This window comes from Paenibacillus sp. FSL R7-0312, from assembly GCF_038004445.1.
GTDB lineage: Bacteria > Bacillota > Bacilli > Paenibacillales > Paenibacillaceae > Paenibacillus_AQ.
Genome location: NZ_JBBORE010000001.1, coordinates 5,019,224 through 5,038,440 on the forward strand (window position 1 = coordinate 5,019,224; position 19,217 = coordinate 5,038,440).

At 53.7% G+C, this 19,217-nt stretch carries 9 protein-coding genes; 1 reads left to right on the forward strand and 8 read right to left on the reverse strand.

Features of this window, described 5'->3' with window-relative positions; genetic code table 11:
- Window positions 1–48 precede the first annotated feature (48 nt).
- The 6 genes from MKX70_RS21895 to MKX70_RS21920 all read right to left on the reverse strand — a co-directional run bounded on the left by MKX70_RS21895 (window position 49) and on the right by MKX70_RS21920 (window position 10,800).
- A complete protein-coding gene (locus MKX70_RS21895) occupies window positions 49–3,774 on the reverse strand; it encodes a sugar-binding protein (protein ID WP_340840715.1) in 3,726 nt (1,241 codons plus the stop codon).
- A 27-nt stretch (window positions 3,775–3,801) separates the two neighbouring features.
- Window positions 3,802–5,172: an FAD-dependent oxidoreductase gene (locus tag MKX70_RS21900; protein WP_042236546.1), complete on the reverse strand. Its 1,371-nt coding sequence runs from the start codon at window positions 5,170–5,172 to the stop codon at window positions 3,802–3,804.
- Between the two features lie 23 nt (window positions 5,173–5,195).
- A complete protein-coding gene (locus tag MKX70_RS21905) occupies window positions 5,196–7,265 on the reverse strand; it encodes an MGH1-like glycoside hydrolase domain-containing protein (protein WP_042236545.1) in 2,070 nt (689 codons plus the stop codon).
- 30 nt (window positions 7,266–7,295) lie between these two features.
- Window positions 7,296–8,150: a carbohydrate ABC transporter permease gene (locus MKX70_RS21910; protein ID WP_042236544.1), complete on the reverse strand. Its 855-nt coding sequence runs from the start codon at window positions 8,148–8,150 to the stop codon at window positions 7,296–7,298.
- Window positions 8,144–9,115, reverse strand: a complete 972-nt coding sequence (locus MKX70_RS21915) for an ABC transporter permease (protein WP_081956538.1) — start codon at window positions 9,113–9,115, stop codon at window positions 8,144–8,146. Before MKX70_RS21915 ends, MKX70_RS21910 begins: the two co-directional genes overlap by 7 nt.
- 86 nt (window positions 9,116–9,201) lie before the next feature.
- Window positions 9,202–10,800 (reverse strand): extracellular solute-binding protein, encoded by a 1,599-nt coding sequence (locus MKX70_RS21920; RefSeq protein ID WP_042236543.1) that lies wholly within the window; start codon window positions 10,798–10,800, stop codon window positions 9,202–9,204.
- A gap of 261 nt (window positions 10,801–11,061) precedes the next feature.
- Here MKX70_RS21920 and MKX70_RS21925 point away from each other — a divergent pair, with 261 nt between their 5' ends.
- Window positions 11,062–13,371 carry a helix-turn-helix domain-containing protein gene (locus MKX70_RS21925; protein ID WP_340840717.1) on the forward strand — a complete coding sequence of 770 codons (2,310 nt, stop codon included), beginning with the start codon at window positions 11,062–11,064 and terminating at the stop codon, window positions 13,369–13,371.
- Between the two features lie 212 nt (window positions 13,372–13,583).
- Here MKX70_RS21925 and MKX70_RS21930 read toward each other — a convergent pair whose 3' ends face one another.
- Window positions 13,584–16,376 carry a polysaccharide lyase family 8 super-sandwich domain-containing protein gene (locus tag MKX70_RS21930; protein WP_340840718.1) on the reverse strand — a complete coding sequence of 931 codons (2,793 nt, stop codon included), beginning with the start codon at window positions 16,374–16,376 and terminating at the stop codon, window positions 13,584–13,586.
- A 556-nt stretch (window positions 16,377–16,932) separates the two neighbouring features.
- Window positions 16,933–19,206: a polysaccharide lyase 8 family protein gene (locus tag MKX70_RS21935; protein WP_340840719.1), complete on the reverse strand. Its 2,274-nt coding sequence runs from the start codon at window positions 19,204–19,206 to the stop codon at window positions 16,933–16,935.
- Window positions 19,207–19,217: the final 11 nt, after the last annotated feature.

Sequence of the window (19,217 nt, forward strand, 5' to 3'; positions counted from 1 at the left end):
GTGTGCCTCCTAAAGTTAGCTTTTATATCGAATTTCAGTTTTTGAATATCACATTCCCAGACTGAACAAATAGGGGGTCAGCGGCTGAAGCTCTATAGTCTGGCCCGCAGAGCTTTGATCTGTAATCAGATCCATGAAGCCGTTTGCCGTTACTCCACTGCGGACCGCCTTCACCTCGACGGGTTCCGGGCCATAGTTAACCACATTCACCAGTGTTTGTCCCCCGTATTCAACGGTCCTCCACTCCACATTGTATACGGGAGCATTATCCGCCGGATCAAGTAATAACAGCTGCCCCGGATTTACGGCCATCAGGACCGGCAACAAGAAATCTCTGATTTGGCCTGCGGTCCAGTCCGTTGCCGATATCTTGTCCGCGTGGGTGAATACATAACTTCTGTCTGCGGCAGAGAGCGGTGCGCCGTGCGGTGTTAGCTCCAAAGCGTGTGAACCGATCAGCAGCACCCGTCCGCCCTGCTCCATAAACTGCCTGATGCCGGTCAGCGTCTCCGGATTGACTCTTGAAGCGTTTGGCACAATCAGCAGCTTATACGTGTCCAGCCCGCCATTGTCCACCTGCTTTTCAGATACATATCCGGCCTTATAGCCGCTGTAAGACAATGCTTCATAAGCGCGGAGCGAGACTGCCGAGTATTCTCCCGAAAAGACACCCGAGGCGGTAGAATACAGAATCGCTGCTTGCGGCTGTTCATTCTGGAAGGCGGTAACCTGTCCGGACAGCCGGTTCAGGTCCAGATTGGTCCGCCCTGCCTGCGCTATAACATCCGGCCGGTGCAGTATACTGCCCTCGGTGCTGGCCGTCTCATTGTAAGTCCGCTCCCATACCCAGATGGCCGAGCCGCCCCGGCCGTGAATCGCGCTCTGCCACAGTACCGAACGGACATGCTTCGCCTGCTCCGGCGTATACATTTTGTCCCCGTCAGCGATCAGATGATGCTCCGAATTAAAGACTGGGGCTTCTTTGAAGGAGGCCTGCAAATCATAGAAGCTGAGTTCTTCCATGAAGCCCTTCGGGCCTTCGTTGATATAATTCCAGTTGTCATTGCCGTTGATCTGGCTAAATTCCGAGAAGCGCTCGATATCCACCCCCCAGGATAGGCTGCCCCGGGGATCACCCATGATTTTTGCCTGCACGGGCAACCCGGGAGCAAGCTCATGGATAATTCCGGCCATCCATTCATGCCAGCTGGCGAAGTAATCCTGGTTGAACAGCACATAGTCATAAGACGCCGGAGAAGCTGTAATATTCTCAGGCATAGGTACTCCGGTAAAAGAGCTATAGGCCGTTTGATAGACGCCGTTAAGCTGCCCGATATCTCCGTCATAGATGCCTTCAAGATACTCGTGCCAGGCAGGCAGCGCATAGGCATCCTTATTAGCCGTATAGACCGATTCGTTGGTGAGCGTAAGACTCTGCAGCGAATCATAATCCTTGATGGCGGGAATCAAGGCCCGCAGATAATCCTCTATAATGGATTGGGCCATCGGCTGAAACAGGGAGAATTTGATAGAGCCGTTATTCTCCACCTTCAGCTCCGGCCACTTTGCGAGCACCCAGTCCGGAAAATAATGCGGGGAAATCAGGAGATTGACCGCTACATCATAATCCTCAGCCCGCTGCAGCGCCGGTAACAAATCCGATTGGATTTTGCGGGTGGAGACAACGTATTCCTTGTCTGGGGAATAACCACCCAGATCCTCAAAGCCGGGATTCTGAATCAGATTCACCGTGCTCCCGGCCTTGACGACACTTAAGTCATCCACCCAGACCGTACCTGTGTTCTCGGATAAAACGACCAGCGGGTAGGATACCTCCCCCTTCGCTGTGGTATATTCGAACGTTACCTCCGTCCAGTCATAGGTTCCGCCAGGCAACGGCTGACGCTGCTTCCAGCCCGTTCCGCCCGGGAACCAGACGTTCCTGGCATTGTCACCCTTCACCCATACCTTGAATTCATAGGTAGTCTCCGGCTCTACTGCTATGGTCTGGGCGACATTGATGAATACATTCGACTGCCGCGGCGATGCATTGGCAATCTTCAGGGAATGATTGCCGGAATGGCTTATCCCTTCTGTAATTGCTGCTGTAGCGGACACCGCACCGGAGCGGTTGACGGTGTAACGGTTTACGAAATCTTGTTTGTCCAGAATGACATCCCTTGGCCCCAGCTCAATCTGGATTACGTTAGCTCCGAGATCCTGAAGCTTCGGAATATCCCGCTTCACCTGGTTGAAGTGACCGTAGCCCGTGAAGAAGATTGGCCGTTCTTCGGTGACGCCCGTACTCCTCACGATGGTGTCACCCACGAAGGAATATCCGGAAATCTCCGGGCGTCCGGAGACATATCGGGGTGCGGACTGCGGGGTCAGGCTGCCATCCAGATACCCTTCCAGCTGCTGCTTGCTGCCTGCAAGCATCGTTTCCAGCTCAGCCGCCACATACTGTGCTCTGCCGAGCCGCCCCTGCACGATATCCTCCTTGCCGTAACCAATGAAGTCCTTGATTACGGTATAATCAATGCGCTCATAATCTGTGGACAGTCCTTGTGCCTCACATTGCAGCAGCAGCTGCTCCAGACCGGGCAGTTGTGCATTCACACTGTCCAGCATGGCCTCAATCTCTGCGGGATCGAGCACCGCAGTCACCTTCAGCTCCTGCCGCTTGCCGGCAATACTCCCTTGCTGCGCAAGCGTGAATTTAAGCAGATGCTCTCCGGGGTCCGCCGTGGTGAACGGCAGGCTCCATCCGGCAGCCGAGCCGGCAGGCAGCGTGAAATCCACTTCAACGCCCGGCAGGCTGGATGACAGATGGAGGTTATGCGGTTCACTGGTCGTATTCACAGCGTACACCGAATAAGAGACGGTCGTATTCACATTGATCTCCTTGGGGCCTTCCACCCAGAAGCTCCATGGATCGGTATTGGGGACCAGATGAACCACTGCATGGTCAGCCGGACTTTTGGCTTTGCCGATGCCCGGTGTCCATTCCAGCCAGCCCCGGCGGCCCGCGCCGTCATTGTCGTTGAACAGCAGCGTGAACGGAAGCTCTCCGTTCTCCGGGATACCCGTGGAGATGGCTGACCACGGCATCCGTACCTCAAAGGAGGTCTCCTGTCCGGTCCGGCTGGCTGCAGCCGTGATCACTTCCTCTCCTGCTGGGGCTCCGCCTTCGCTGAACTGCCAGACATGTGCTTGCCCGTCCATATAATTGATGGCGTATTCCGGCCCGTAGCTGCCGCCGGGACTGAAGGCGAACTGGATACTGTCCCCTCTCCACATGGTGCTGTCGGAGACAGGAACATGCACATTATCCTTCACCTTCGCCGCCCAGTAGAAGTAGCTCTGGTCATAGGCGAGATACACGCTGGCAGACACATCCGCAGGCCCTCCCCAGCCTTCGACCAGTACCTGTCCGGCAGCCTCCGGCAGCCGCATCTCTGCGTAGCGGCTCCACTCGTCCACTGCACCGTCAATGACGATGTCCTCCGCTTCCAGAGCCAAAGCGTGCGTATGCTTACCGAAGCTGCCACGGAAGTCTTCCCAGTCTGTAATGACCGGGGACCCCAGTTCTTCATAGACGGACTCCGTTACGCTGGCGGGAGTACCCGAAGCATCCGGCGGTATGATTCCCCCAGTTGATGCAATCGCTCTCAATTGTTCTCCGTAGACAGCAGAGGGGAACCCCTCTGCCGCCATGGAGAATACCAGCAGGATGATCAACGCCCACACTGCTTGCTTGCCTCTTCTCCTCATCGTTGCCCGTTCCTCCCTTCTGAATGGTCAGTCATGACTTGACTTGAAGTTCGGTTCCAATGATACAGGCTGTTCCTGATGCGGACTGGCCGGAAGCGGAATCCGCTCCACTTCACCATCTGTGAATTGCCCCCGCAGCTGCAGCACATAACGGATATGTGCAGGCATCACCTCCCTTACATCCGCCTTCCCCTGAATCACGGCCAGCGAGGCAGCAACCCCCGCCGCTTCACCGATGGCGCTGACCGACGCCATGATCCGGTAAGAGCTGTGCGCCTCATGGGTTCCGCTGATGCAGCGGGAGGCAAGCAGGAGATTGGAGCAGCCCACGGGGATCAGGGAACGATAGGGAATATGGTAATATCCGTCCCCGGGAATGCGCTCCAGCCGGGTCGCTCCTCCATCCGGGCTGTGAATGTCCAGTGAGTAGGCGCATGCTGCAATCATATCCCCGAAATGCCGGTTGTTCAGGCAATCTTCGGCTGTCAGGACATACTCACCAGTGATCCGCCGGCCTTCCCTGACACCGAGTCGCGGCGCGATATAATCCAGCTTGGCCTGCCGGAATGCCGGATGCCCGCAGATGGCCCCGAACAGTTCATTGGCTTGCCGGGTACCCTCCTCCATGCCCAGGCTTACTGAATCCCGACAGGTAGGGTCCACTCCCAGCACAGAGGTGGAGTTGAAGAGCAGCGACTTGCCGTCCGGATAAGGAAAGCAGGTGATGCTCTGCCTTGGATTAGCGGTCTCCCCCTTGTCCTTAAGCTCCTGATAATACGGCAGCAGCTCAAGCCGCAGGGAATGGATCGCCGGCCAGGTCTGGATATCCGGATTCTTCAGCTTCATGGGATCGAAGCCGCTCACTCGAAAGGTGGCGGTGGCTGATTGCAGCTTGCCGTCACCTTCACGGCCGATTTCGTACTGCATCCCTGCCATTGCGGACAGATTACCGTCCGCCGTTGCATCCAGAAATACCTCTGCGGCAACCGTTCCAGCCTGATTGCCCTGAAGGTGAAGTCGCTGAATCCGACCCTTCTCCACATCAACCTCTTTCACCGAGCACCCGGTCCACACAGTTAGCGTTGGCTCGGCTTCCAGGAGCTGCTGGTAGGTGGACTTCAGAGACTGCTCATCATAGGTCGGCACCCGCTGTTCGTTGTAATGGGTATACGCCGCCGGGAACAGCTCTCTGTGAATGCCGCTTGTAACCGGGCGTCCCATTCTGTCGCGGAAATTGCAGATCAGCGAGACGCTGGAGAAGACGCCGGTGCCTCCGACTTCAGGCCCCGCCTCAATCAGCAGCACCCGCCGGAACAACCTCGCAGCGGCCAGGGCTGCGCTGATCCCGCCGACTCCGGCTCCCACCACCACAAGCTCGAAATTCCAGTTTCCCTTCATAGCGTCCGCTCCTTTCTCTCTCTTCAATTCCTCCGGCTCCCGGTGGACTGAACAACCTCACGGAGGCTGGGCACACCGCTGTAGATTACCTCTTCATCACAGATGATTTCGCACCATTCCGGGCTCATCCGCACATCAATGATATGCCCCCGGAAAGCGAAACCGGAAAGAGAGACCCTTCCTTCAGCGGGCGGGCGGGGATGAATCCATAAGCTGCCGTCCAGGCGGGGATCAAGACCGGCCAGGCCGAACAGAATGGCTTCCGCACCGGCCAAACCTGCGACCACATTCGCCCGCTTATGCACGGGTACAGCCGGGCGGTCACAGTAATGCTCCTGCGGATAATACGGCAGATGCTGCCCCATCCAGAAGTGACGCCTCAATGTATCCCACGCCAGCTCATCGCGTCCGGATTCCCACAATGTCAGCGCCAGCATCGGCCCATCCCCGGTATAGGCTCCGCCTCCCGACCAATCCGGATCATTCTGCTCATAATGCAGCTCATCTTCGGCCGAGATACTGCTTACGCCGTATTTGCCGAGAAATGCCCCATCCCTAACCTGTGCGAACATTCCCTCCTTCATCTCCTCGGTGCAGGCCCCGAACCGCAGCGCGTCATAATATTGAATCGAATAGATCGATTCCGCATGGCCTTCGGGATATATGGCCTTGAACCAGGCTTTGTCCTCATCCCACAGATGGGTGCGGATCGACTGGCGGATACGCTCCGCCTTGTCCCGCCATTCCTGTGCGGGTTGATCCGCCGCCAGATCCAGATGCTGCGCCAGATCGGCCAAGCGGTCATAGCTCCAGGCCCGCTCGGCATTCGGACTGGCTACAATATGTTCATAGCCTGCCCCCCGCATTTCCAGCAGGTTCGGTTGAAGGCCGTAATCCAGCAGCTCATTCCACTCCGGCAACCGGCTATCGTCATATAAGGCCAGTGTCCGCATGGTCGGGAACAGTTTTGCCCCTTCTCCGTGCAGTACAAAGATCGACCAGGCAAAGTTCAGGAAGGACCATAAGCTATACGAATAGGGCACATGGGCGCCTTGTCCGCTGGGAGCAAACCGGGAGTGCCGTTCAATGCCGCTGGCTGCCATCAGACTAGCCAGCTCTGCCGCTTTGTCCTTCCCCAGCATCAGCGCCAGCGTTCTTGCACCGTATCCCCCCGCATCCCATGGATAACAGCAGATTCCGGCACCTTCCAGCCCGGAAACGGCAGGAAACGGCTGAATGGCGAATTCCGGATTCTCCCACAGACAGACCATCCCGCTGATCAATGAGCGGCGGTAATAGTCTTCCAGACCCGGAATATCCGATTGCAGCACCGGCAATTCACGGCAGGCCTCCTCAAGCCGGTGCTCCCAGACAGCGGTTGTCCGCCCCCCCAGCTCTTTCAGGGTCTGCCCTTCTTCCCAACGGAACTCTTGTCCGGCAGGAGTCAGAACCGCAGCCAGCCGGAACACGGCCTCCTTCCCTTCTCCAAGGCTCAGCTCCTGATCGCCTTCCCGAAGCAGGGTAATACGGACCTGTTCATTCTCCCAGATTCCTTCCTCAAGCTGCAGCGCAGGACCGGCAGAGGTCAGCGGTGCTCCATAGTCCCAATCGTCCAGCGGAACCATGGCCGGGCTTCCCGGCACCAGCTCCGGTAGAACCGCAACCGTTACCGTTCTACGACTGCGGTTCTTGATCCGCTGAGTCAGGAGGAAGCCATGGGTATCCGTCAGAGGCGTCAATTCACTGGACACCGCAAGTGATAACAGCTCTCCTTCCATCAGATGATGATAGGTCCCTTGCCTTTTGATCTGATCAGGCTGCCAGACGCCCTTCGCATACAGTACGCCACAGTCCCCTTTGCCTAAGTCTCCGTTATCCCGGACAGGATGTCCGTCCGCTGTTATATGAAGTTTCACGCCCAGATCCTTGGCGGCAAAAGGCGGTGAATAGCAGCCTTGAACGCCGCAGACCGTTCGCGCGGAAGGCGCAACTGTACTATAGCCGCTGCACACCCATAGATGTTCCGGGGGGGCCAGACTTTTCCGTAAATCAAACGCAAATGAACCGAGTGTATAGTTTGTAGTCACCTTCATGTGTTCCCTCCGGAAATGGAATTCTGCACTTCAGCCCTTCACCGAGCCCAGCAGAACCCCTTTGATAAAATGCTTTTGCAAAAACGGATAAACGCAGAGGATTGGCAGCACAGTGATGATGATCGCCGCGGCCTTCAGCCCCTCCGGCTGGATGTATTGGGAGGAATCCCCGCCTGCAAGCAGGGAATCAATCGGCGTCTGCAGCATCTGGTACAGCTTGACTGTTACAGGCAGCAGCTGCGATTTGCTGATGAAATACAAGGCATTGGAATAGGTGTTCCACAGAGCAACCGCATAGAACAGCGAAATCGCAGCCAAGATGGGCTTGGATAAAGGCAGCGTCAGCTTGAAGAACACCGTCAGATCCGTTGCGCCGTCAATCGTCGCTGATTCCTCCAGCTCGGCCGGCAGGCCTTCAAAAAATGATTTCATCACAAACAGATTGTAAGCACTTACCAGCCCGGGAAGCCAGATCGCCCAGAAGGTATTGATCAGGTGCAGCTGCTTAACCAGCAGGAACAGCGGGATCAGCCCGGTGCCGAACAGCATGCTGAACATGACCATAAACGTAAAGATCTGCCGTCCTTTCAATCTCCGTTTCGAAAGCGTATATGCGGCCAGTGTGGTTGCAATCATCTGGAGTATAGTACCTACGGCTGTGATGATCACTGTATTCTTGAGGGCGATGAGCAGCTGCCCGTCGATAAACAGCTGTTTATAGGCCTGAACGGTAATTTCCACCGGCCACAATACCACTTCACCCGAAATGATCGCCCGGCTGCTGCTCAGCGACATCGCCAGAATATTCAGGAGCGGAAACACCGTTATGAACGCACACAGGGCCAGAAACAAATACAACGGCATACTTTTGAGCCGGTTTACCATAATCCGCCTTCTCCCAGCTTTTTCACAATTTTGTTGACAGTCAGCACCAGAATCAGCCCGATCAGCGCCTGGAATAATCCCACAGCCGTTGCCAGACTGTATTGCGCGTTCTGCAGCCCTGTGCGGTACACGAACGTGCTGATGACATCGGATACACTGAAGACAGCGGCATTCTGCAGATTAAAGATATGCTCGAAGCCCACATCCATCATCTTCCCCATCTGCAGAACCAGCAGGACACCAATGGTCCCGCGGATACCCGGCAGCGTAATATGCCAGATCTGGCGCAGTTTGGTGGCTCCGTCGATTTTGGCCGCTTCGTATAAGCCGGGGTCAATAGATGAGATAGCGGCCATATAGATAATCGTACCCCAGCCCGCGCTCTGCCAGATGGTGGAGACAATGAACACCACAGGCCACCATAAGGTGCTGGTCATGAAGTAAACCGGATCGATCCCGAACAGGCGCAGGGCCGCGTTCACTACTCCGGTGGAAGGTGACAGCAAAGAGACAATGATCCCCGCCAGAACTACCCATGAGATGAAAAAAGGCAAATATAGCATGTTCTGTACAGCCCGCTTGAACCAGTTCACCCGCAGCTCATTCAGCAGCAGGGCAAGCAGGATCGGAGCCGGGAAGGCAAAAACAAGATTGTACAAATTCAGCAGCAGGGTATTGCGCAGCACATTCCAGAAATCAGCGCTTTCAAACAAAGTATGGAAATGCTTAAGCCCCACCCAGGGACTGCCCCAAACCCCGTCCAGCAGACGGAAATCCTTGAAAGCGATCAGCTCGCCGTACAGGGTGACAAATTTGAACAGGAAGAAATAGGACATGGCCGGAATAAGGAACAAGTACAGATAACGGTCCCGGTAGAGATAAAATAACAGGCCCCGCCCCGGCTTGTTCAGGCCTTTGGAGCGTATGGCAGCCGGACCGGAGGGCTGGTGCAATGTTTTTGGCATATAGCTCTTTCTCACTCCTCTATACATTTCGGGAGCCTGGAATAGGGTACATTCCGCAGCTCCCTTATATCCAAGAACCGTATGTTTTACTTCAGCTTGTCTTTGTTCGCATCGTACCAGGCCTGAACCTTGGCGGTTACACTGTCTCCGTCCAGACTGTTCCAGGCTTGGCGCAGCTCTTCGACCGCTTCATCCGGTGTCTGATTGCTCATCGCCATACGGGTGTTGATTTCTTTCCATTTGGTTTCAAACTGGCCGGCGATGGAGGCGTATTCCGCAACTGGCGGGATATATGGCAGATCCTTGCGGAAGGTATAGGTCTCACTGTTCTTTATAATCGTACTTTTGAGGGCAGCCATATCCTGATCATCCTTGCTGTCCCCTGCCCGGGTGACCAAATAATCCGGTGTCTGCTGCTCCTGCTGAACCAGCCGGTATTCCGAAGCATAGCCGACCTCCGTCTTCCATTTGTCAAAATCGGTTGTGACCGGAATGCTGTCCTTCAACTGATAATGTACGCCTTCAGTTCCATAGGTCAACGGCTCCCAGCCTGAATCCAGCATCCAGTCGATAAATTCCATCGCGGCCTGCGGATTTTTCATGTTTTTGTTAAAAGCGGTCAGCAGATGGTTAGGGACTTCGACCTCATAGCCGTTCGTTCCATATTTCGTGGACAGAGGCGGAACTGCGGCCAGTGTGGCCTCCGGATTATTTTTCCGCAGCTCGGTAATGGTATTGTCCATGTTCAGGTTACTGAAATAGATGCCGGAGCGACCCGTGGTCCACAGCTGCTTCTGCCGCGAAAATTCCTTATCTGTCGCAAATTCCTTGTCAACGAGACTCTCATGGTAAGCAAGCTGGCGGAAAGCAAGCGCGTCTTTATACCGTTCGGTGAAGAAGCTCTGGGTGAGCTTCCCGTCCTCTACGAACCAGGCCGCACTGCGTGCCATATACCAGTCGTCGGTTATCGCCGTGTAGGCCGTTGACATCGCCATTGGAATGGTATCGGCCGCACCGTTGCCGTCTGGGTCTTTGTCCCGGAAGGCTTTGGCGACCTCCACCAGCTCATCCACCGAAGTCGGCATAGCCAGCCCGAGTTTATCCAGCCAGTCCTGCCGGATGAATATGGCGGTATTGGCACGGGCAGGCCGCATGCTGGCGATGGCATAGATTTTACCGTCATCCAGGGTCAGGTACGGCTTCAGCTCGGGATGCTCCTGCAGATATTTTTTGTAGCTGGTGCTGTACTTGTCGATATACTCATCCAGCGGCTGAATGGCTCCTTCATCGGCCCAGCGGACAATAAAGTCGCGGTTGAAGGTAGTCATCATATCCGGCGCCTGATCGGAAGCAATCAGCACATTGAATTTATCCGCCTCCTGATTGCGCGGAATCGGCACCCAACTCACCTTCACTCCGGAATTCTCATTGATATACTTTGTCCAGCGGTTCTCTTCATAAGAGCCTTCTCCCGTTGCCACCTGCCCCCTGTCATAAATGGAACCGGATATTTCCTTGGGCAGCGAAGCATATGGATCTGCGCTTGGCGCCTGTGAGGCAGCGGCCGGGGATGGCCCTTCGGACGTGCCGGCGTTTCCGTTACTGTTGCCGCATGCGGACAAAGCCGCCGTTCCTAGCAGCAGCACCGCGAGAAACGCGGGGGTGAGCTTTCTGTTTCTGTACATTCTTTTGACCTCCAATGGACTTGTGATGTTGGGCAGATCATGTCTTGCTAAGACGGTGAAGCCTGGCGCCTGGCCTCCACCTAACTATAGCGGGCTATCCGGCAGACTGAATAGTTGCAGAACCTACAATGAACTCTCATCTCCCGCTATCGGGCGAATATTTGTAGATAACGCTACATCATAATGGAAAGTGACACCCGCTTACCGCTGCAATATGTCATATAATGAAGTGAACATCCGCCGGTTAAGGAGCGATAGCAAGTGAAGAGAAGAATTTCTGCCAAAGTACAGCTCATCTATACCGCATTATTCATCCTTATTATCCTGATGACTGTGGCGATCAGCTATATCAGCTCTATCCGCCAGTTAGAAAGGCAGGTGATTGGTTCCAATCAGAATGTGCTGAGCCAGATCAGCAAACGGGTGGACAGCACACTTCAGGAAATCGATTTGACCACCATCAATCTGCTGCGGAGTAATGATACCCGGTCTTTTTTTGAGGACGCCGGCCCGGATTCCGCACAGCATTTGCTGGGCCTCTCTATGCTCCAGGATCAGCTGGGCAACAATCTCGCAGCCAATTTTAATATGAAGGCGATCTATCTGTATTCGGAGAAAAGCGGCAAGCTCCTCTCTGCGTCCGACTATTACCCGCTGGAATCAGCGCCTTCCATGGGCTGGATCAAGTCCTTCACCGGCAGCGGCAAGACCGGCAAATGGAATGCCTCTCCTCCGGCAGCAGAGAGCAGCGATTTCCTGCTTGTCCGCAATTACCCTTTTACCGCCGGACCCAAAGACAGAAGCGGTGTAATGGTCACGCGAATTAATGAAAAGAGTATCTCGAAGATGTTCGGCGATCTGCAATTCAGTGACAGCTACAATGTATTTCTGGTCGACCGGAACGGGAACGTGCTGTCCCATAAGGACCCCAAGCTGATTCATCAGAGCATTCTGGACAACAGCTACGCATCCCGGGTACTTGCACGCGAAGGGCGGGGGTACGTGGTAGAGAAAACGGCCACCGGGAAAAATCTCGTATTCTACGATAACTCTGCGTATACCGGCTGGAAGCTGATTTACATCGTATCCCAGCAGCAGCTCAGTACGCTTTCGCTTACAGTGCGCTATATTCTGATCGCCATGGCCGTGCTCATGGTTGTCATCGCGGTTTCTGCAAGCCGCTTCGTCAATCACCGCTGGTTTGCTCCCATGGAGTTTTTCATTGCAAGGCTGGAAGAGATTACAGTGCGCACGCCATCTGGTTTCCAGAGCGCAACATCCTCACAGGCTCTCTCCTATAATGATCTGCAGAACAGAATAGAGCAGGTATTCACCGGCTATTCCAATGCAGAAAAGAAGCTCCACGAGAGCATTCCGGCGCTGAAGCTGCAGATTATGTTCGATATTCTGACCGGCAACCGGACGAAATTCACCTCCGCTGAGCCCATGCTTAATCATGTGGGCATTGAACTGTATCCGCAGCATTATATTGTTCTCACCATTGAATTCGATAATAAGGCTATGCTGGAGAAGGTTGGAGACATGAATCTGTACCTGTACGCGCTGTGTAATGTAGCTGAAGAGATGATCCGCTCCCGGCAGGACAAGGTCAAAGGGGCTGCGATTCAGATGAACGATGATCAGGCGGTAATGATTCTGAGCTTCAGGGATGCAGGTCGTGCGGAGAATACAGCGGAAGCCAGGTCATTCGGAGAGTATTTCATGGCCTATGTTGAGGTGCAGTTCAGACGGACAATTTCTGTCAGCATGGGTGAGTATTACGATCATTTTCAAGATATCCGCAAATCTTATCTGGAGTCGGCAGGGCTGATATCCTGTAAAATTCTCATGGGTCATAATGCGCTCATCACCTCAAACGATGTTGGCGCATGGGACAGCGGCAGGCTGCTTGAGGTCTTTGAATCCGTTGATGCCGTGCAGGAAACGGTCAAGCAGGTGGACGCGGAGAAAACCGGAATCGTGCTGGAGGAGCTGTTCAAACGGGCGGCGCGATGCAATCTGTCCAAAGAGATGATGGTCCAGCTCTGCCTGCAGGTCATTCTGAAAGCGCTGCGGACCGCAGCAGACTCCAGCCTGAATGAACAGTTTCAGACGGAGCATGAAGCGGTGTTCATCCGCCTTCAGCAATGCGAGACATTGTACGAGATGCGGATGGTTCTAAGCTCGCTGATGACTGAACTGATTCAGTCTCTGCAGGAGAAACGGAGCAGTAAGAAAAAAAGCAGCGAGTTGATTGAAAGCGTTCTCTCTTACATTACGGAGCATTACGCCCAGAGTGACATTTCCGTTAATTATCTGGCGGATCGGTTCAGCATCAGCCCCAATTATTTAAGCAAGCTGTTCAAGGAATATACCTTCAGCAATTTTGTCGACTATCTGATTGAAGTACGCATGAAGGCCGCCCACCGGCTGCTGCTGGAAACCCCCATGAAGCTGAATGATATTGCCGAGCAGGTCGGCTACACCAACTTCTCCAGCTTTCTGCGCAATTTCAAGAAATACTATGGCATGACCCCGACGGAATACCGGCAGCTGCATTTGAATTCCTGATTGAAACCTCTTTGAAAACACAGAAAGCCGCCCATCCGGCGGCTTTCTGTGCGTATATGTTCTTGTCCGACAATGCTGTTATCTATTTACGGTTCAAATGCGCTCCAGAAAAGGAACAGCCAGCTCAGCAATCCGCTGAAAGCCAGCCTCGTTCGGGTGAAGACCGTCAAGGGTGAAATAATCCAGGGTCAATCGGTCTACAATGCTACCAGTTACGGGTTACGCACAAATCTGACCGCATCGGCAGCAACATATCCGCTTGTTCCGTTATTGCGGATCGTCACACTGCCGGAGGTGCCGGCATTGAAGGTGTACGTTCCGATTAAGTTCCATACCCCGCCGTTTGAGGTCTGGTCTATGGTGAGTGTTGCCGTCCCGCCGGCATGAATGACTTCAATTGGGATTGCAGTGGAGCGGTTAAAATGCTCCGGCCACATCATATAGACGCTATAAGTGGCGGTGACGGGCAACTCGGGTGTATACGCAATACTTTTGCTGCCTTTGCCGCTGTTGTCATCATGTACATAGTTGATTCCGTACCGGTCGGTCTGTACCGCAGAGGTCTTCCAGCTTCCCGTCTTTAGCACACCTGTGGTGTCGCTATTGTCCACAATAACCTCTTCTCCAGGAAGGGTTGGCGGCATACCGCTGCCCGGTTCAAAGAAGGCCTTGAACGTCTTGCCTTTGGCTGCGTTGACATTGACTGTTAATTTGATGGTCGGGCTGAGCTGCGTCACTGTAATTCCGGGATCTGCAGTATATCCGCTTGCCGAACGGTCCAGTTCAACCTCAATTACACCGGTATTTAACTGTGTCGGATCGCTGACCGATAGTTCCAAAGCGCCCTCTTCGGCTTCTCTGGTCATGACCGATGCTTTCTTGTTCACTGAGATCAGATCGACGGAGCTGGCCCCATCTTCCCAGAAATTCGCCCCAATGATGCCCAGCTTCGTTTCTTTTACCGCTTGAACAGAGGATGTGTTTGTCAGTACTTCAATATCAGGCGCTGCGGCATAAGCAGCCACTTGAGCAGCGGTCTTGCCCGGCAGCAGGACATATTGATATTCCCCGCCACCCGGATTCACGCCATGATCCAGCCATAAGGTCATATAATTGCGGGTTATCGTTGTGGACGGGGTTACCGGACGTGGATTGATCTGCTTCCAGTTCCCTGTTCTGGCCTCTCTCTTGGCGGTAAGCGATACATTCTGGGGAAAATAATATCCGGTATCAGCACCGGCTGTGCTGCCGGACAGGTGAGCCCAGTCTACCTGGTCTAGGGTATCCGCCCATCCCACAGCTGAAGGCTGTACTTCGCCATTCACAGTGAGCGTATTGCTGCCCGCCGTGTTCAGCTTCCGGTTCTCCACGATGGTTTCAACGGCAATATTGTCCGTGCTGTTGATGCCTGCACCCAGGGAGACGATTTCGTCGTCAAACATGAACCAGGATTTCCGCGCGCCAAGCGTATGATCCGCATACTGCAAATCCATACCTGAGCTGCCGTATAGGTTCTGAATGCCGGTGCCGCCGGTCCACGTATTTGCACTAGTATGGCTGCTTGACGGGGTCTGGGACAACACGGTTGTTCCCGGCAGGCGGTAATTATCGACGGTTGGCCAGAAATCATCGCTGTATTGTCCGAGATCGCTGTTATACAAGCTGGTCATCCCGGCCGAGGTGTACCAGGCTTTGGCGTTCTCGCTGTTGATCGCTTCAAAGCTGCTGATGCGCTTCGAATACATCGCCAGTCCGATGCTGTAGCCCGGCCGGTGCTGGACTGCGCGGTCCATCGCCGAGAACTGCTTATAGACCTTAAGCTCTTCCGCCGGCTCAATCAACGGGTCAGCGCTTATGCTCTTGGCCAGAACGATGGATGGGATCGGTGCACTGGAATAGAAGGACTTGAAGGTATCCGACATTATCCAGCCCTTAATCATCTGCTTGAAGTCAGCCGCTTGCGCGGGCGGTGCGATCCCCGACAACAGCAGTATACCTTGCATTGCTGTATGTCCCGCGTCATGATCCTGACTGTAGTTTCTGGAGATTTCCCTGCCGCGAACCATATCCATCATGGCGCCTTTGTACATCAGCGGCTGATAGGTATTGTATACCCAATCCCAGACATTAGACTGGTTGGGATCGGTGACCTGCCATGTTGAACCGTGGAGCATCCCCATCAGATCGCTTACAGCCAGCAGCAGACTGAGTCCATACCCTCCGGTATAGGGGATATTGCCATGCTGAATGAATGATCCATCACGATAGAAGCCGTCTCCGCTAACCGTGTAATTAAAAATTGAGGAAAGCCCGTCACGCGCAGCGGCAATTTTGGCACCATCTTTGACGAGGATTCCCCGAACGCCTACGACGATCGCTTTCCACGAACGGTTGGCTCCTGTTAAGGTGACGCTTGGCGAGAAACGTTCTACGGCTTTCATATAATTCGTAATTTGAGCCGGACTTAGGGAGTCATACATCAGCACTGCTGTATCGTTCAGCTGCATCGGTATGCCGATCTGCCAATCCCACCAATTGCTGGTTCCGCTGGCGGTCGTAGTTACCGCCTCATGGTATCTGGTTGCATACATATAATCGAGTGCAGCAACGATGTCGGTCTCAAGCTGACTATCCTCGTACAATGCCGAACCGTTGGTGGCATAAGCTAGCGCCAATGTGTACAGACGTTCATAGGTCACCCGGATGTGAATCGAATTCCCAATACCAGGGTTATCGCTCCACAGATAGGTACGGCTGGGCGAGGTATTCATTGTCTGCCAATAGCCGTTCGCTTCGGTAGTCAGCCTGGTAATTGCAGCGGCTATATCGGTATCCGCAGTATTCAGCGAGGCTCCTCCGGTCAGCATAACCCTGCGGTGCTCCCTCATCCCGTCGAATTCATCCGCTGCGCGGGCACGATCCGTACCCGTTATTCCTCCAAAGCCGCTGACAGACAGGAGCAGAATTAACATAATCATGCAGCTTTTGATTAGCATTCTTCTCATCCATAATCCTCCTTTTTCATCCATTGCTTCGTTTGCTTCGTTTTCGTAATCCAAACGCTTTTTTTTCCAGCCATAATTCTTCCTTTACCACGCCTGTAATTCCGCCTTACGATGAAGCGCTTACATTTAATAGTATGATATGGAAGGGCCGCTAAAGAAACTACGTGAATTCGAGAAAAGGTATGAAATTTCGAGCGATCTTGAAAGGCCACCTTTCATTTTGGACCATCAGCTAGTCAAACCAAACGGACTGAAAATCCGCTATTTCCACAAATATTCCAATTTTGCTGGCTAAGCGGACTCAGATTCCGTTAATGGGGCTGCCGCAGCCCGTTTCAAGCCCAAATGAACAAGTTAGCGGATTCTCAGTCCGCTTAAGCCCCAGAAAGGGGCTTGGCTGCGAAATAAGGGCTTTTGAGTCCGCTTCACTCTGCTGACGGCACACTCCCCTGATCTTCCAACTGTAGCTTGGCTAGGACTCCTCCATTCATGAGCAAATGGAGAAAATCCAACTATTCCAAGCCATCTGCGCAGACAACTCTGCCAATGTTGTTCCTCATTTCATAGATTCGCTAGGGCCCAAGCTCAACGTGAAACGAGGCTCCCCGGCACCATCCGGGTCAAACCACAGTCTCACCTTCCCGGGTTCAATGTGTTCTACCGTTATCCGGTCTGACTTGTTCATCACTCGGGTAACAGAGTGATTGAATTCAATCCCGATTTCGATCAGACTGTGCTGCCTTTGTGTCGGATCGGCTATAGCCAGGCTCCAGCCTGCCGGATTCCTTTGCAGCACAATGGAGGCCTGACTGCTGCAAGCAATCCCCCCACTTGTATACCAGCCGGGCTTCCAGAAATGGGCTGCTGTAATTCCCAGTTCAGAATCTTCAACCGCATGCACCTGAGCATTCAATTCCAGGATTCTCACCCTTGGTTCCTCAGCAAAACAAGCAGTCTCTTGCTCACTGTAGCCAGGCAGAAGCACATATGCATAGGTATCTCCCGCCGGGGCTTCGCCATGATCGAACCACAACATCTGATAGAACCGTTCCATCTTCTCAGGTGAACCGGCATCGTTGATTTCCTTCCAGGTCCCTTGCCGCTGTTCACGCATGGCATGTACACAGCATTGCTCAGGAAAGAAGAAGCCCACATCTGCTCCCCGCTCACTGCCCGCCATATGAATCCATTTGGGGTTAAGGGTCTCTATCTCGCCAGATCCAGGCTTCCGGCAGATCCTTGTTCCGTCTGCTGTAATCGCATGTTCTCCCAACGGGCTCAATTTCCGGTTGTCTATAATCGTTTCCACTTTAGCGGAATTACGGCTCGTAATATCCGTTCCTAAGGCGATAATATGGTTTCCGAACAAAAACCAGCTTTTGAGCGCTGTCAGTCCATCGGCCTCGTTAACTACATCCTCCAATTCCATGACGATGGCGCCGCACTGGTTATGAAGTACGGCCCCGCCGACAAAAGACTTGGTGCTTAAACGGCCTTGCCCGGCTCCGTCTTCCTTCCGCATATTAGTTACTGTAGTTCCGGGCAGGCGGCAGGGATCAACCGTCGGCCAGTAAGCATCGGCATATTGCCCCAAGTCACTATTATACAGCTGGCACATGCCATACGAAGTATACCAGCCCTTTAGATTTTCCCCATTGATAGATTCATAGCTATAGATCCGGCTGGAGAACATACTAATGGAGTAAGCAAAACCCGGACCCTGCAGCACCACCCGGTCCATATGCGCAAACAGCTTGCAGAAGGCTTCTTCCCGGGCAGGCTGCACGAGTTCATTGTCCAGCAGAGCTCTGGCTTGTGCGGCAGTATCTGGCGGTGCACCGGCTGTATAGGATTTATACGTGTCAGCCACAATCCACCCTTTCACTCTGGAGAGCAGCCGTACCTGCTCTACTTCATCCAGTATGCGCGAGAAGCGTAAGCAGGAGGTGATCACCGAATGTCCGCTCTCATGATTCTGCGAATCTGCCCGCGAGATTTCCCTGCCGCTGGCCATATCCAGCATAGATCCCCGGAACATAAGGGGCACAAATGAAGCTTCAATCCACTTGGCTGTCAAATCGCGGGCTTCACCCGGAAATTCCCAAGGAGTATCATGTAGCCACACCATCAGGCGGACCACATCCTGCAGCAGTGAGACCCCATATCCGCCGGTGTACGCGTATTTATCATGCTGAATAAAGGAGCCGTCCTCATAGAAGCCGTCCCCTTCGCTAGCATTCTTGAATACCGGAAGCAGCGCACTAAGGGCGGCGGACAGCTTCTGCCCGTCGCCCTGAATAACGGCAGCAAGAGCAACTGCCGTAGACTTCCAGACCAGATTCGCTCCGGTGGACGGCGGAGCCTTAGCCACGAACCACTGTGCATGAAACGCCGGATCGCCCACATATTTGTCTATGGTGAGGAGCAGCCGCTCTATAAGTTCTGTATCCAGCAGCTGCTCCATGAGCAGCAGTGTTTCCAGCAGCGCAATCGACACGCCAATCTCCCAATACCACCAGTTTCCATAGGGACGGAAGCTTTCGTTGTATCTCTGTGCATTTAGCCATTCCAATCCATAGATCACCTGCTGCCTTAATGTAGAGTCCAGATAACAAGGAGACCGTGATGACTTCAAAGCGATTGCCATCCCTCTTAATCTGCCGATGATCATAAACACATCCGAAGCGTTCTCAGCATAAGGAACATCAGCCCATAGCAACACCTGGTGATAGAGCATCGTCTCCTGATCATGCCTGACACTTTGCAGCGATTCATGACTCAGCGTATCTCCCGAGATATATTGCAGCCATTTGTTTTTCAGAATCTGCATGCGTATTCTCT